Annotated in this window: 1 protein-coding gene; it reads right to left on the bottom strand. The window is 41.3% G+C overall.

Annotated elements, in window-relative coordinates; all coding sequences use genetic code 11:
• Window positions 1–242: glycogen/starch synthase (locus NE668_RS09990; RefSeq protein WP_256196859.1), on the bottom strand; the 242-nt coding region annotated here is incomplete at both ends.

Genomic DNA, 242 nt, shown 5'->3' with positions numbered 1-242 from the left:
CTTTATTCTTCCTGAAATCTTCAACCGAAAAGGTTTTTGCAATTCTAGGATCTGAAGCCGGATCCCAGTCTGTATAATCCAAGCCGTTGACAATACCGCAAAGATCATTTGCCCTTGCCGACATTAATCCGTCAAGACCTTCACCGTAAAACGGTGTTTTGATCTCTTCTGCATAACTGTTACTTACCGTTGTCACTTTATCGGCATATACGATACCGCCTTTAAGCAAGTTTGCATCTTTA

Source organism: Veillonella parvula (genome assembly GCF_024461875.1).
Lineage (GTDB): Bacteria > Bacillota > Negativicutes > Veillonellales > Veillonellaceae > Veillonella > Veillonella parvula_I.
This window is presented reverse-complemented; position numbering and strand designations above follow the sequence as displayed.